This window comes from Shewanella sp. UCD-KL12 (assembly GCF_001957125.1).
In the GTDB taxonomy this organism is placed as follows: domain Bacteria; phylum Pseudomonadota; class Gammaproteobacteria; order Enterobacterales; family Shewanellaceae; genus Shewanella.
In genome coordinates this window covers 151,350-164,566 of the sequence record NZ_MPHJ01000009.1, presented here as the reverse complement: position 1 = coordinate 164,566, position 13,217 = coordinate 151,350, and the positions used below count along the sequence as shown (strand labels likewise).

At 43.8% G+C, this 13,217-nt stretch carries 14 protein-coding genes and 1 pseudogene; 9 read left to right on the top strand and 6 right to left on the bottom strand.

Features of this window, described 5'->3' with window-relative positions:
- Positions 1-46: 46 nt before the first annotated feature.
- From BM736_RS16585 to BM736_RS16570, 5 genes and pseudogenes are all read left to right on the top strand, one after another.
- Positions 47-1,363 (top strand): anaerobic C4-dicarboxylate transporter, encoded by a 1,317-nt coding sequence (locus tag BM736_RS16585; RefSeq protein WP_076414185.1) that lies wholly within the window; start codon positions 47-49, stop codon positions 1,361-1,363.
- Between the two features lie 164 nt (positions 1,364-1,527).
- On the top strand, positions 1,528-2,001 hold the full coding sequence (locus tag BM736_RS16580) for an NlpC/P60 family protein (RefSeq protein WP_076414183.1): 474 nt from the start codon (positions 1,528-1,530) through the stop codon (positions 1,999-2,001).
- 184 nt (positions 2,002-2,185) lie between these two features.
- The gene (gene mog / locus BM736_RS16575; RefSeq protein ID WP_076414181.1) at positions 2,186-2,719 is read left to right on the top strand and encodes a molybdopterin adenylyltransferase; all 534 of its coding nucleotides are present in this window, start codon (positions 2,186-2,188) and stop codon (positions 2,717-2,719) included.
- A 54-nt stretch (positions 2,720-2,773) separates the two neighbouring features.
- A pseudogene (locus BM736_RS25315) lies at positions 2,774-2,869 on the top strand (molybdopterin adenylyltransferase); the annotation flags it as partial.
- 363 nt (positions 2,870-3,232) lie between these two features.
- Positions 3,233-4,891 (top strand): methyl-accepting chemotaxis protein, encoded by a 1,659-nt coding sequence (locus BM736_RS16570; protein ID WP_076414179.1) that lies wholly within the window; start codon positions 3,233-3,235, stop codon positions 4,889-4,891.
- 33 nt (positions 4,892-4,924) lie between these two features.
- On the opposite strand, the gene BM736_RS16565 is transcribed toward BM736_RS16570, so the two are convergent.
- The gene (locus tag BM736_RS16565) at positions 4,925-5,104 is read right to left on the bottom strand and encodes a hypothetical protein (protein WP_076414177.1); all 180 of its coding nucleotides are present in this window, start codon (positions 5,102-5,104) and stop codon (positions 4,925-4,927) included.
- Positions 5,105-5,299: 195 nt separating this feature from the next.
- Between BM736_RS16565 and BM736_RS16560 the strand changes: the two genes are divergently transcribed.
- Positions 5,300-6,313 carry a GlxA family transcriptional regulator gene (locus BM736_RS16560; RefSeq protein WP_076414176.1) on the top strand — a complete coding sequence of 338 codons (1,014 nt, stop codon included), beginning with the start codon at positions 5,300-5,302 and terminating at the stop codon, positions 6,311-6,313.
- 56 nt (positions 6,314-6,369) lie between these two features.
- On the opposite strand, the gene BM736_RS16555 is transcribed toward BM736_RS16560, so the two are convergent.
- The 5 genes from BM736_RS16555 to BM736_RS16535 all read right to left on the bottom strand — a co-directional run bounded on the left by BM736_RS16555 (position 6,370) and on the right by BM736_RS16535 (position 10,527).
- Positions 6,370-6,606, bottom strand: coding sequence for a hypothetical protein (locus BM736_RS16555; RefSeq protein ID WP_076414174.1), 237 nt, complete (start codon positions 6,604-6,606; stop codon positions 6,370-6,372).
- A 57-nt stretch (positions 6,607-6,663) separates the two neighbouring features.
- The gene (locus BM736_RS16550) at positions 6,664-6,915 is read right to left on the bottom strand and encodes a superinfection immunity protein (protein ID WP_076414173.1); all 252 of its coding nucleotides are present in this window, start codon (positions 6,913-6,915) and stop codon (positions 6,664-6,666) included.
- Positions 6,916-6,991: 76 nt separating this feature from the next.
- Positions 6,992-8,152 carry an ABC transporter permease gene (locus tag BM736_RS16545; RefSeq protein ID WP_076414240.1) on the bottom strand — a complete coding sequence of 387 codons (1,161 nt, stop codon included), beginning with the start codon at positions 8,150-8,152 and terminating at the stop codon, positions 6,992-6,994.
- Positions 8,153-8,228: 76 nt separating this feature from the next.
- Complete coding sequence (locus BM736_RS16540; protein WP_076414171.1) at positions 8,229-8,963, bottom strand: ATP-binding cassette domain-containing protein; 735 nt, start codon at positions 8,961-8,963, stop codon at positions 8,229-8,231.
- Positions 8,956-10,527, bottom strand: coding sequence for an alpha/beta hydrolase (locus BM736_RS16535; RefSeq protein WP_076414169.1), 1,572 nt, complete (start codon positions 10,525-10,527; stop codon positions 8,956-8,958). The genes BM736_RS16540 and BM736_RS16535 overlap by 8 nt, the downstream gene beginning before the upstream one ends.
- A gap of 91 nt (positions 10,528-10,618) precedes the next feature.
- Here BM736_RS16535 and BM736_RS16530 point away from each other — a divergent pair, with 91 nt between their 5' ends.
- Genes BM736_RS16530 through BM736_RS16520 form a run of 3 tightly spaced genes read left to right on the top strand, consistent with a single transcriptional unit; the run spans position 10,619 to position 13,212 of the window.
- Positions 10,619-10,987: a GntR family transcriptional regulator gene (locus BM736_RS16530; protein WP_076414167.1), complete on the top strand. Its 369-nt coding sequence runs from the start codon at positions 10,619-10,621 to the stop codon at positions 10,985-10,987.
- A 36-nt stretch (positions 10,988-11,023) separates the two neighbouring features.
- Positions 11,024-11,890, top strand: a complete 867-nt coding sequence (locus BM736_RS16525) for an ABC transporter ATP-binding protein (RefSeq protein ID WP_076414165.1) — start codon at positions 11,024-11,026, stop codon at positions 11,888-11,890.
- Positions 11,887-13,212 (top strand): hypothetical protein, encoded by a 1,326-nt coding sequence (locus tag BM736_RS16520; protein ID WP_076414163.1) that lies wholly within the window; start codon positions 11,887-11,889, stop codon positions 13,210-13,212. The genes BM736_RS16525 and BM736_RS16520 overlap by 4 nt, the downstream gene beginning before the upstream one ends.
- Positions 13,213-13,217: the final 5 nt, after the last annotated feature.

The window sequence follows — 13,217 nt, the reverse complement described above, 5'->3', positions numbered from 1 at the left end:
TACCCTATGCGCTAGTACTGCGCGATCGTTTAAAAGGAGATTTGTGATGTTCTTCGTTCATATGATGTTACTGTTGGCGGTGATCTTTGTGGGGATCCGTCATGGTGGAATAGCCTTTGGCCTCTTGGGTGGCTTAGGGGTTTCAATATTGGCGTTTGTGTTTGGTATTGCGCCGGGCTCACCGCCGATAAACGTGATGCTGATTATCTTGGCCGTGGTTGCCGCTTCTGCAACACTTGAAGCAACTGGCGGGCTTAAGTTACTGGTTCGTTTTGCCGAACGTTTGTTGCGTAAACACCCAGAACATATCGTCTTTCTAGGGCCTTTATGTACTTACTCTCTTACTGTGTTAGTCGGTACAGGTCACTCTGTTTATCCACTGCTTCCTGTGATTTATGATGTGGCTTACAAAAAAGGTATCCGTCCAGAGCGGCCTCTTGCCATCGCCACTGTGGCATCTCAGATGGGCATCACCGCCAGCCCAATTGCTGCTGCCGCCGCTGTGGTTATCGCGACCTCAATGGAAAATAATTTAGATATTGGTTTGATTGATGTCTTGATGGTGACGATACCTTCTACCTTGATTGGTGTGCTCGTTGCTTCTGCTTGGAGCTTAAAGCGTGGTAAAGATCTCGATAAAGACCCTGAGTTTCAAGCACGTTTAAAGGATGATGAGTTTAGGGAGAGTTTGATTGACCCTGAAATTGAATCTAGTGATAAACAAGCGGTAGAGAAAACCGCTAAACGTGGTTTAACGGTATTTTTGTTGGGGATCTTATCGGTCATTATCATTGCCATGTTTAACAAGCAGTTGCTGCCAGAAGGTGTGGGAATGTCGGTGGCGATACAGTTTATGATGCTGTCTGTGGGCGGTATTATTTTACTGAGTACCAATATCTCACCTAAAAAGATCGTCAACAGCAATGTATTCACTGCCGGGATGACGGCGGTGATCATTATCTTTGGTATCGCTTGGCTCAGTGACACGATTATCGGTCATCATAAAACCTATTTGGTCTCTATGGTGAGCGATCTTGTTAACCTCTACCCTTGGACCTTTGCGATAGCGATGTTTGTGGTATCTGTTTTCTTGAAGAGTCAGGCAGCGGTATTAACTATCATGTTGCCGCTTGGTTTCTCATTAGGTATTCTGGCCCCAGTATTAATCGGCGTATTGCCTGCTTGCTATGCTTACTTTTTCTTCCCGTTCTACCCAAGTGATCTCGCTGCAATAAGTTTTGATCGCTCAGGTACAACAAAGATTGGTAAATATGTCCTCAACCATAGCTTTATTATGCCTGGGTTTATCGGGGTGCTTACTGCGACTGTGATTGGTTACTTCCTCTCAATTACTATTAATTAGTTATCCATTAGATTTGTCCTTGCCAGCAAGCCGGGGAGTGGGTTGAACTCCCTGGTTTGTTTTGATGGCAATGACAAATCATCAGCACTTCACTTTCTGTTAATGTCTCGAGTGTTAATATAGCCGCTACTATTGATACTACTTCACTCATTTCGAGGCTAGCCTTGCTTAGAACTCTTTTTTGTCTCACCGTTTTTGCTCTCTTAGCTGGATGTTCTAGCCAACTCCCTGAGCAGCCGAGTAGAGGCTCTGCTAACCATAGTGCTTATAGTCAAAGCTTAGAAAAAAAGCTGCTGGCTTATCATAGTGAGTGGAAAGGCACGCCTTATCGTTATGGCGGTATGAGCAAGCGTGGTGTTGATTGCTCTGGCTTTGTATTACTTGCGTATAAAAGTATTTTAGGAAAACAGTTACCGCGTACAACCGAGAAGCAAAAAGATATTGGCCATAAGGTGTCGAAGAAAAACCTGAAAACAGGTGACTTGGTCTTTTTTAAAACAGGCTGGTCGACTCGTCATGTCGGTATCTATCTGAGCGACTCGAGATTTATGCATGCTTCAACGAGCCAAGGTGTGATGATCTCTCGTTTAGATAACAGTTACTGGAAGAGTAAATATTGGCTTTCAAGGGGCTTGTAGCCACTCTGATAAGTGACTAAATATCATCTTATTCGTCCCAAGTGGCTAGCTTGCTCTCTTTTTCACCATAGAGAGTGCAATTATCAAGTTTAACTTTAGCTGTTTATGCTACTTTATAGCCCATATTGAGCTGACTAGTTAGCTCTGGAACCTATATTGCCTACTTGATGTAGAGGAGAAGATAATGAGCAAAGCAAAAATCGGTATTGTTACCGTCAGTGATAGAGCCAGTGCTGGTGTTTATGAAGACCTTTCTGGTAAGGCGATTATCGATGTTCTTAATGAATACCTTACCTCAGAGTGGGAGCCTGTTTATGAGGTTATTCCAGATGAAACTGATGTTATCTCGGCAACACTAATTAAGATGGCTGATGAGCAAAACTGTAGTCTTATTGTCACTACAGGTGGCACAGGCCCAGCTAAGCGCGATGTGACTCCAGAAGCTACTGAAGCTGTTTGCGATCGTATGATGCCAGGTTTTGGTGAGCTAATGCGCGCTGAGTCTTTGAAGTTTGTTCCTACGGCCATTCTTTCTCGCCAGACAGCGGGTCTTCGCGGCGATTCATTGATTGTAAACCTGCCAGGCAAGCCAAAGTCGATTCGTGAGTGTCTGGATGCAGTATTCCCCGCTATTCCTTACTGTATCGATCTGATGGATGGACCTTTTCTTGAGTGTGATGAGTCAGTCATCAAGCCATTCAGACCTAAAGCTAAGTAAACTGCTTAAGTAGTATTCGGTAAACAGTAGAGTGTGTTTAGATACACGCTCTATTTTCCAGCTATCCCTTACTGTATCGATCTGATGGACGGACCTTTCCTTGAATGTGATGAGTCAGTCATCAAGCCATTCAGACCTAAAGCTAAGTAAACTGCATTAGTTGTATTCGGTAAACAGTAGAGTGTGTTTAGATGCACGCTCTATTTTTCCCCTGCCATTAGCCTTAAAAAGAGCTCAATACCCTGTTTTATTCTCTCTATTACTCCTATCTAGACATTATCTCGACAACAAGCTAAATCACTCAGCATACAGTGAAAATCTAATAAACTAACTCTTTATAAGTATGCTTTTATATAAGTACGAGCTAATAAGTGAGCGATTTATATATTTTCACATCTTTTTAGCTGTTTCGTACAAATAAGTATCATCTGTTTTACTTTATTTGTTTTACTCTTAGCTAGCAAATGATGGCCTATACTTTTTTGAGGCTGATTGAGTTTTTAGGAGAATGGAATGGCGTTTTTATCTTCATGGAGCATCAAACGTAAGTTGATGACAGTGATGTTAGTTTTTGGTTTGGCAGGGGTGACGATTCTAGTAGACGTTATTATTAATACTAATTTTGTGACTGATAAGTTTAATGAGTACGATCAGGCTGGTGTAAATAGCCAAAAATATATCTTATCTATTAGTCGAGACATGAATTACGTTTCTCGGTTGTCACGCAGCATCATGTTGGGGGATGACTTCAGCAAAAATTACTCCCTGTTAGATACGCGTATTAGTGATATTTATGGCCATTTCGATAACCTTGAATCTTCTTTAAAGCTTGTAACTGATACCGATGCCAGAAATAACCTTAATCGATTAGTTGGCAACTCTAAAAATGCGACTAAGACATTTCTTGAAGATGGCCGCGCTCGTATGTTGCAACTTAAATCTGTCGATCGTACCCCTGAAGTTTTACAGCAAGCTTGGGAGTCGTATCGAAAAGGTGCCAGTCCATTTGCTAATAAGGCAAGAAGCAGCTTTAAAGAGTTAGTGCAGGCGGAAGATAGCTCAAGAGATGCGATTCAGCAGGCTGCTATCGCCTCTATGGCTGATATGAAGGTACAGTTGATTGTCATTACTATTGCCTCATTTGCTTTAGGTGGTTTGATACTGCTGCTTGTGATGCGCACTATGATTCATTCAGTACAAACACTTACTCGTTCGATAGATGAAATCGAGAAAAACTCAGACCTTACTCGAAGAATTGATATTACATCTGGAGATGAGTTCGGAACATTATCACGCGCATTTAACCTGATGCTTGATAAGTTTCAGGCCAGTATTAATAGTGTGTCTAATACTTCGCAGCAACTGGCACTATCAGCGCAAGGCATGGCTGAGGTAACCTCTGTGACGGCAACTTCGGTACAAACTCAGAGACAAGAGCTTGATATGGTGGCTACAGCCATGAACGAGATGACGGCCACTGTTGTTGAGGTTGCTAAAAATGCTAATGATGCAGCCGATGCTGCTAATCAAACAGATAGCCAATCAAAAGATGGCATGAACGTCGTCAATAATACTGTTGAAACCATAGTGGGTTTAGCGGCCGAGATTGAGAGTGCTGCCGAGGTGATTCAAAACCTCGAAACAGACAGCAACCAAATTGGCACTATTCTCGATGTGATTAAGGGGATCGCTGAGCAGACTAACTTGCTGGCATTAAATGCGGCCATTGAAGCTGCAAGAGCGGGTGAGCAAGGCCGAGGCTTTGCGGTTGTTGCCGATGAGGTGAGAACTTTAGCCAGCCGGACTCAGGAATCTACCGAAGAAATTCAGGCTATGATCGAGAAACTCCAGGGTGGGGCTAAAACAGCGGTAAATGTGATGTCAGATAGTCGCAAATATGCCGATGACAGTGTGAGCCATGCTAAGTCAGCAGGTGAAGCGCTACATATGATCACTGAGTCTATCGGTACTATTACTGAGATGAATACTCAAATTGCTACAGCAGCGGAGGAGCAATCTGCAGTGTCAGAGGAAATTAACGCTAATATCGTTAATATTAATCATGCCGCTGAAGAAGCTGCCGAAGGGGCAAACTCAACCTCTACCGAAAGTGAGCGCCTGGCCGAGATGGCTCAAGAGCTGCAACAGCTGGTTCAGCAGTTTAAGATCTAATGTTTAAGATATCATTGATATCGCAGTCGCTTTTTATGCACCCTTCTTGATGATCTGATAGGCGCTATACCCAGTAAATATGAGTAAGCTGGGTATAGCGACTAAATGAGCAAAGATATTTGGCTCGGTAGTAAAGTGCAGCCAAAATAGTAAAGTCCAACTTATTCCTAGATAACTCAAACTCAATGTTAGGTGCTTCTTTGCTTGAGACATAGTCTTCTCCCACTACTCGTTATTAATTTTGCTGCATTTAAAGCTGATGAATGTTGTTCTCAACATCAGGCTTAACTTCTGTTGATAAGTATAAAAACTAGACAAACTCAATAAAAGTGTCATTATTGACAAAATAAAGGTCAAAAGTGACATTTGCCTTAATCGTTAGATAATGACTGCTCGAAGGAGTTAGAGATGAAGAAGATTGTTATTTTGGCTGCGGGTAATGTTGTCGCTGGTGGTGTGGTCAGTTTTCTTGATGTCTTTAGTTTCACTAATGCCTATTGGCGCAGGATGAATCCAGATGCGAATGAAGATCTGTTTCATTGTCATGTGGTATCTCCTGACGGTAAGCCTGTAAATACCAATCAGCATATCCAAATTCCCGCTATTGGTTTTGATAAGCCAGAAGATATCTTAGATGCCGATGCTGTGATTCTAGCTTCTGCTTTTGTTACCGGTAGAGAGGAGTTTCAACTTTATCTCAATGACTTTATGCCTCTGTTTGAGCCTTTGAGGTTATTTGCTGACAGTGGCAAGCCAGTAGCGGCTTACTGTTCAGGTACCTTAATGCTGGCAGCCTCTGGTGTGCTCAACCATAGAACTGCAACAACAGTATGGTGGCTCAAAGAGATGTTCGAACGTAATTTTCCCCAGGTAAAGCTCTGTATGGATAAGTTGGTTATCTCTGATGAACATATTCATACCGCAGGGGCAACCACGTCTAATTTAAGCTTAGCCTTGCATATCATAGGCATTCTTGTTGGTGAGCAAGTTGCACAGCAGATGGCAAAAATTTTGTTGATCGACCCAAACCGCTCTTCACAACAGCCTTTTATGTCGATGGATCTGTCTGTTGGAATTAACAGCCATAAAGATGAGCTGGTTATGAGCATTCAAAACTGGATGCAATCACATATGGCGCAGAGCTTTCTACTAGATGATATTGCAGAGAAGTTTGCTGTGGGCAAGCGGACTATGATCAGGCGGTTTAAGAAGGCGCTCAATGAAACGCCCGCTAGTTATATGCAAAGGCTGAGAGTCGATGAGGCAAAACGATTACTTGAAACAACAGAGCTTGCACTGGAGCAGATAGTCGATCGAGTTGGCTATGAAGATGTGAGTTCATTTAGAAAGCTGTTTATTCAGCTGACGAGTCTATCGCCTAGGGCTTATAGAGAGAAATTTAATACCCACGCCTGCTGTTGATGCTATGGTCTGGTCAGCAGGATGGGTAGTGATGAGCAATATGAGAGGAAGCTAAGCTAGAGGGCATTAATTTCCCGTTTGAGATCATAGCTGTTATCGGTAACGATTTTCTCAAGGGTCTGTACTCTAACTTCTAGGTGGCGATTTTGCTTCCTTAGCAGTTCGAGTTCATCTTGATTGATGTCAGCCTTGGTTACTTTTTTTAGCTTGAGGTATTGTTTAAACCCCTCAGTAAATGTCACGCAGGCAATTGAAGCGATCATGACAATCATGATGATGAGTTCTTTTTCCATGTCGAATACTCCTTATGTTTCTCTTGACCTAGTTGCAGTCTAAGAGCTGTTGATCATTTAAGATGAGGCTTTTTCCTGTTTAGCGTACTTGTCGATAACCTTGCCCGTAGTCGCCCAGACAATGACGCCTCCCCAAGCGATAAGGGAAAACCCTGCTGGAATACAGGCAAGCAGAATTAGCTTGAAATGTTTACGGTTAAACATGAGCGCGAGCATTGCAGGTAGAAACCAGAGAAGCAGGACTGCTGCTGCAACTAGTGCAATAAAAGCATAATTTTCGCTGGCCAATACCTTATCGATAAATTCCATTTTTACTCTCCTTGTGATCTTATGGTGATTGATATCAGCCCAGTGCAATTTATGCCCTGGGCATTATCCTGTTTATCTATAAACCGAAGACGATTTTCTCACTCTTTAATGAGCGCTCCATACCGAAGGTCAGTCCTACGGCAATGATTAAAGTGGTCAGTGAAGAGAGGAGTAGCTGCAACATAGGGATCTCGCGGCCTTTGATAAAGGCGATGAGTGCTTGTTGCTGCCCCGATACGGGTAACCACTGTAGGGTGTCTGGTGCAATATTGTAGCTGGCTGCCATGGATAGCATCATAGGGACTATGAGGACTAACGTTAGGTATGACTGCGCCTCTTTAAAGGTCTTAGCCATAAAGGATACGAATAGCTGTAGGCTGGCAGCCATCATAGCAATAGGTAATCCAATCAACAGCATAAGTAAAATAAAGTCTGTGCTGATACTGACGGTAAACCCTAGCTCCTGCCAAGGTACGAAAGCATAGGATATTTTGGATATTATTAGCGTTAACAGCAGACCGAGCATAGCAAATACCGTTACGGCAAATACCTTAGCTAAAACGATACTGCGGGTTGATACTGGATGGCTAAGAAGCAGAGATAACGAATTACGCTCACGTTCACCAGCACTTGTATCGATAGCTAGATTCATTCCAGAGATAAATACCGCATAGATCATCGTCATGGTCGCGACACCTAATATCACGCCACCTTTAGAGTCTGGCGTAGCTTCATCTTCGACATTGACTTTAATCGGCTGGACAACTCTAGGGTCGATGCCTCTGGCAATTAGACGTAAGCTGCCCATCTCTGCACTGTACGTTTGCAGGTTGCGTTCGAGCCTACGAATGGAGTTTTGTAGTTTCTCGTTAGAGTTATCGGCAATAAGGGTGATTTCAGCGCTTAACCCTTTTGCCATCAGGGCTGCGTAGTCATCGCTAATCACTAGGCGGATATCTTTAATATCCAGCTTTTTACCATCTTCATCGGTTGCCTGGCTATCACCATGAGTTATTCCCTGGCTTGATAGGTACTTGATTAAGTCAGGGGCATTGTTGCCATTTTCAATCTTAATATTAAGATCTTCCGGGCTAGACATCTGACCGATCAGCAGCATAAACATGCCGCACATCATCAAGGGCGTACCGATAGCATAATAGAGGCCAGCCATTACCGAACGCTTATCTCTAGCTGCATCGATAAGCTCCTTACGGACCATAGTTATTATCTTATTCATCATGCTGCTGTACCTCTATAGCTTCCTGCTAACCCGTTAAACCTACACACAAATCTATATGTAATCATTGTGTTCATCATGCTGCTATTCCTTCATCCGTGCCGATCAATTTAATAAACGCATCCTCTAATGAGTCTTTGCCTGTTTGTTGGCAAAGCTCTTCTGGGCTGCCTATGGCAACAACTTTTCCTTCTGCCATGACGATGACTTGATCACACAGTGCGGCAACCTCCTGCATGACATGACTAGAGAACAACACACAATGGCCTTGATCTTTCAGTGCTTTTAACAAGTCCCTTAGCACTCGTGTACTCATTACATCTAAGCCTCGGGTTGGCTCATCGAGTATGATATTGGTTGGCTGGTGGACAATGGCTTGCGCTAATGCTGTTTTCATACGTTGGCCTTGTGAAAAGCCCTTACAGCGGCGATCAGCAATATCATCCATATGCAGTTGAGTTAGTACATTCGCTGTCGCGGCTTTAGCATCTTTGCGAGACAGACCGTTAAGCTCTGCAAAGTAACTGATATATTCTCTTGGCGTTAAGCGCTCATAAAGACCAAATGGGTCTGGGAACAAACCCAGTTGCTGCTTGGCTGCTATTGGTGATTTAGCCACATCGATACCATCAATCTCAGCAATACCTTTGTCAGCCTGTAATAGTCCGAAAACCGTTCTTAAACAGGTTGTTTTACCTGCACCATTTGGCCCGAGTAACCCGGTAATCTGGCCATCTTTCGCTTCGAAGCTGAGATCATTGAGTGCCTGAACATCGCCGATATGTTTTGATAGGTTAGATACTTTAATCATGACTCGCTCCTTGTGTAGCTACTGCTTGGTCCGTTGAGGGGATCGCTTCAACGGTACTCGCATTGAGGTAGAAATTACGACTTACGTCCTTGTTTAGGCACTCGCCATCAATCTCGGTTACGCTACCTGTTTCGACAAGCTCTGCGATAAGGTCATTACCACATGATTGATGCGCAACACCGTGAGTGGCATAGGGAGCAATAAAGTGTTTAGCCTTGGTGAGCTTTTCCATGGCTAACTCACCCCAGCTTGGTGGCGTAGCTGGATCGAGCTCTCCCGACAATACCAATGTCGGAATATCACTACTGATAGGCTCAGAGAATGACTTATCTACCGCAGGCATATTCCAAATCGCACATGACTGCTCGAATGTCGTTACCATCTCCTTGCCAAAGTAGGTCGCATTAGCTGCATCTCGCTCAGCGGTTGTTAGACGCTGCCAGTCTTCACCACAGATCACAGAGGCATGCATTCCCATGGCGATACCTGTGCTATCAATTGTGAGCGCATACAGGCCTAAAATTGGCTGGAAGTTATCTTTGGCAGCTTCACTGATTGCATGGGGAATAAGTGCGCGGACATTAGGCATATAAAGGGCCATTCTTATCGCCCCCATAAACTTTGCACGGGTCATCGTTAATTGTGTCGCTTCACCTGTTAGCGGGTCACGTACCTGACTGATAGTGGGCGCTATGGTGAGTTTGGCATCAATACTCTCAAGGTCAGTTTTTAAGTGAGGAAACTGTGCCCCACAAAGTGAATTACTATTACAGTCCTCAATGAGTAGGTCGAAGGCGCGGCTGATGGCATTACCTATTGCCAACACACTTTGCTGCATAGGAACAACACCATCGATGGTGACCGTGGATAATACCTCTGGATAGTGACGCTGATACAGCTGAGCCATACGTGTGCCATATGAGATGCCATAAATATCTAGTTTTTTATAACCAAGGTGCTTACGTACAGCCTCAAAATCTTCAAGTGCATTTAAGCTACCATATTGGGTAACATCGGCGTCGAGCTCATCTAGGCAAGCTTGGGTTTCTGTCGCTACATCAAAGTCAGCTTCATTGATTGCTAGGGCGCTCTCAAAACCGTCACCTTCACAGTTCAAGATATTAGAGCGGCCAGTGCCTCGCTGATCGATCAACAAGATATCTTTATTCTGGCGGACTTTACTAAACATGCGATTAAAACCTGCCGCATTATCTATTGCCGATTGACCGGGTCCACCTGCTATGGCCAAAAACGCTTCTGAGTGGTCGCTATTTTTGATTGCTGGTAGTACAAGGTAATGAATTTTTATCTGCTTACCATCTGGTTTTGCTGCATTTTCAGGAACAGAAATAAAGCCACAGTTAAGCTGTTCTGACAGGCCGTCTACATAGCAGGCGCTATCTTTCTGGAGCGGTTCATCTTTAGCAGGTGAAGCTGCAAAAGCGGGCAGGCTGAGAAGCATGCTGCTAATAATAAGTGTGCTGACAAGCGTCATGAGTGGCTTTTCCTTAACTAATTTTATGGTCTCAGAGGTTTCAGACCTTTCTGGCTTTCCATATAGCATACTGCCTATTCCTTACTTGAATATTATTCAATCTATGCTAGATTATTACTGTATCGGTGTATCAATGTATTAATACAGTATCTAAAGGCTAATGTTAGAACTAATAAATGTCAACCCCAGTAGTGGCGAACCCATATATCGGCAATTAAGCGAACAGATCGTGCGTTTGATTGTGGGTGGCCAACTAGAAACTGATCAGGTATTACCTTCTGTAAGGCAGATGGCTGAGCATCTATCAGTAAACCCTATGACGGTATCGCGAGCTGTGCAGCAGCTTGTGGAGCAAGGCTGGTTGGAGAGGCGCCGTGGGCAACCGACAAGAGTGGCTAAGCGTGAAAGCTGTGAACCAACCTCCAGCGCTCAGTTGTTAAAACCCCAAGTTGATGACCTTTTGTCGCAGGCAAAACAGTTAGGTATAAGTCAGCAAGAGCTTAAAAAATTGATCGACAGCTGTTGGTAATACAGTAGAGCAGAATTAGCATAAAGGATTGAGCAGATGGATATGAATGAAGCCCCCATACTTGAGTTTAACAAGGTAACCAAACACTTTATTGCCAAGGGTGAAGTTGATAAAACTGCCATCAAGGAACTCAGCATTAAGCTCTATCCTGGTATGGTTGTTGGGCTGTTAGGGCAAAATGGAGCGGGTAAATCTACTTTAATGCGTTGTGCGCTTGGCATTATCGAGGCGAGTTTTGGTGAAATCACCATTTTAGGTGAATCAGTCAGTCAACTCAGCTCTAAAGCTAAGTCTCAAATAGGTTATGTCCCTCAACAACCTTTCGGCTATGAGGGTTTTAGCGTTGCTAGGGCTTTAGATCTACACCGTAGTTTTTATCCTGAGTGGGATATTGAGTTAGAGAGGGAGTGGTTACAGCGCTTCGACTTAGATACAAAGCAACAGGTACAGCGACTCTCTGTGGGTCAGCGTCAATCTCTAGCGCTAATTATGGCGATGGCTTACCGCCCCAAACTGCTTATTTTAGATGAGCCTGTAGCCAGTTTAGACCCTATCGCAAGACGTAAGTTTATGGCCGATCTGTTTGACTTGGCACTCGAGTCGGGCTCAGCAGTTTTATTTTCATCTCATATCACCTCAGACTTAGAGCGCGTAGCCAGTCACTTAGCTTTGATGAAAGAGGGCGAACTGCTGCTCTTTAAAGAGATTGACTCAGTAAGAGAGGAAGTTAAGCTGCTCACTCTGCCTACAGGTGAAGTACTCCCTATAGAGTTAAATGTCCTAAACCGTACAGCTGATAAGGTGCTGGTGGATAACTTCTGCTCAAAAATCTGTCCAAGCGATAGTAAGATTCAAGTGGAGTCGATGAACCTTGAGCAGTTGTTTATGGAGTTTCACCGATGAGCACTTTTTATCAAAATCAGCGAGTGAAAGAGGGAGGAGGTGTTAGTGCAAGTTTATCCCTGTTAACTCGCCGCCTGTCCGGTGCGACTCGACTATGGTTTTATGATGTGGGTTGTGCCAGCTTCATGGGGGCTGCGTTATTGGGCTTGTTGATGCTCATTCCCATTTTTTTGTTTGAAAAGTTTGTTGTTGTCCCGCTCATTATCAGTATGATCCAAGTGTCTGTCTCTGTTGCAGTTGCTTGGCAACTGAACCGCTTATCGGCGACGGAGTGGTCATGCTTGGTCCCTGAATATCGGCATAATATCTATTTTCAATCTGTGCTTATTTGGGGCGTTAGCCTACTATTGGGTTCAGGCCTCTGCCTCTATATTGATACTCAAGGTGCACTTTCGCAGTTAGCTATTGCCACCACATTAGGGCTTGGTTTTATCTACTTATGCCTGATAAAACCATCGACTTACTATCTATCTATTGTGCTCTACCTCTCCCTTGTCACGATTGAAACTGTGACGAGTGTTATACCGCCAGTCCTATTGCTACTCCTGCCAGTTATCTCCCTCGTATTAGCTTGGATGATTTGGCAAAAGGTTCTAGTGAGTGGCTGGCATCCAGATGCGAGAACTATCTATCACAATGCCTTAGAGATGGGTGGGGTTTGGTTACCCAGCCAAAATTCCTACCGTTATATTGCAAAACTTGAATCAAGTCTCCACCCATTAAACTTTTTTATGGGGCCGCTATTGAGCATGCTGATCATTGCTATGCCTCTATTTACCATTGCAGTTGCTTTGATCGCTTATTTGTTTGGACTAGATGTGCCTGTGCTATTTTTATTGGTGCAGTTCAGTGGCGTAGCTTGCGTCATGGTGCACTGGAGCAGAATACAGAGATGGCAAGCTGTTGAGGCCTTGTATATGTTGCCAGGCTTTAATGGCAAACAGGGAATGATAGATGCCTTTAATCGAGCTCAATGTAAGCTGTTATTGCTGTTAACCCTCATTATGGTGGTGACGGCTGCGGCGGTTTCTCTGGTTAACCCTGCTATTACAACAGCTATCTGGCTTCACTTTGTGCTGAGCTCCATTTTTGGTTGTGGCTTTATTTTAGGTGCAGGTAGTGCATGTAAAACGACATTACAGTTGTCGGCGACTATGCTGATTATTATTGCCCATTCAGCTTGGGTTTCGAGTAGTTTACGCCTGTTGACTGAAGAATCTCATGTTTGGCCTTGGTTAGCTGGTGACCTGATTTTTGTTGTTATATCTATGCTAACACTATGGTTTGGCAGCAAAAGGTTGTGGAAAGGTGATCTGGTCTAACCACT

Bases quoted from the DNA above. Each gene is read 5' to 3' on its own strand.
- BM736_RS16585 (WP_076414185.1), top strand. From the start codon at position 47: ATGTTCTTCGTTCATATGATGTTACTGTTGGCGGTGATCTTTGTGGGG.
- mog (WP_076414181.1), top strand. From the start codon at position 2,186: ATGAGCAAAGCAAAAATCGGTATTGTTACCGTCAGTGATAGAGCCAGT.
- BM736_RS16570 (WP_076414179.1), top strand. From the start codon at position 3,233: ATGGCGTTTTTATCTTCATGGAGCATCAAACGTAAGTTGATGACAGTG.
- BM736_RS16565 (WP_076414177.1), bottom strand. From the start codon at position 5,104: ATGTCTCAAGCAAAGAAGCACCTAACATTGAGTTTGAGTTATCTAGGA.
- BM736_RS16560 (WP_076414176.1), top strand. From the start codon at position 5,300: ATGAAGAAGATTGTTATTTTGGCTGCGGGTAATGTTGTCGCTGGTGGT.
- BM736_RS16555 (WP_076414174.1), bottom strand. From the start codon at position 6,606: ATGGAAAAAGAACTCATCATCATGATTGTCATGATCGCTTCAATTGCC.
- BM736_RS16550 (WP_076414173.1), bottom strand. From the start codon at position 6,915: ATGGAATTTATCGATAAGGTATTGGCCAGCGAAAATTATGCTTTTATT.
- BM736_RS16545 (WP_076414240.1), bottom strand. From the start codon at position 8,152: ATGAATAAGATAATAACTATGGTCCGTAAGGAGCTTATCGATGCAGCT.
- BM736_RS16540 (WP_076414171.1), bottom strand. From the start codon at position 8,963: ATGATTAAAGTATCTAACCTATCAAAACATATCGGCGATGTTCAGGCA.
- BM736_RS16535 (WP_076414169.1), bottom strand. From the start codon at position 10,527: ATGCTATATGGAAAGCCAGAAAGGTCTGAAACCTCTGAGACCATAAAA.
- BM736_RS16530 (WP_076414167.1), top strand. From the start codon at position 10,619: ATGTTAGAACTAATAAATGTCAACCCCAGTAGTGGCGAACCCATATAT.
- BM736_RS16525 (WP_076414165.1), top strand. From the start codon at position 11,024: ATGGATATGAATGAAGCCCCCATACTTGAGTTTAACAAGGTAACCAAA.
- BM736_RS16520 (WP_076414163.1), top strand. From the start codon at position 11,887: ATGAGCACTTTTTATCAAAATCAGCGAGTGAAAGAGGGAGGAGGTGTT.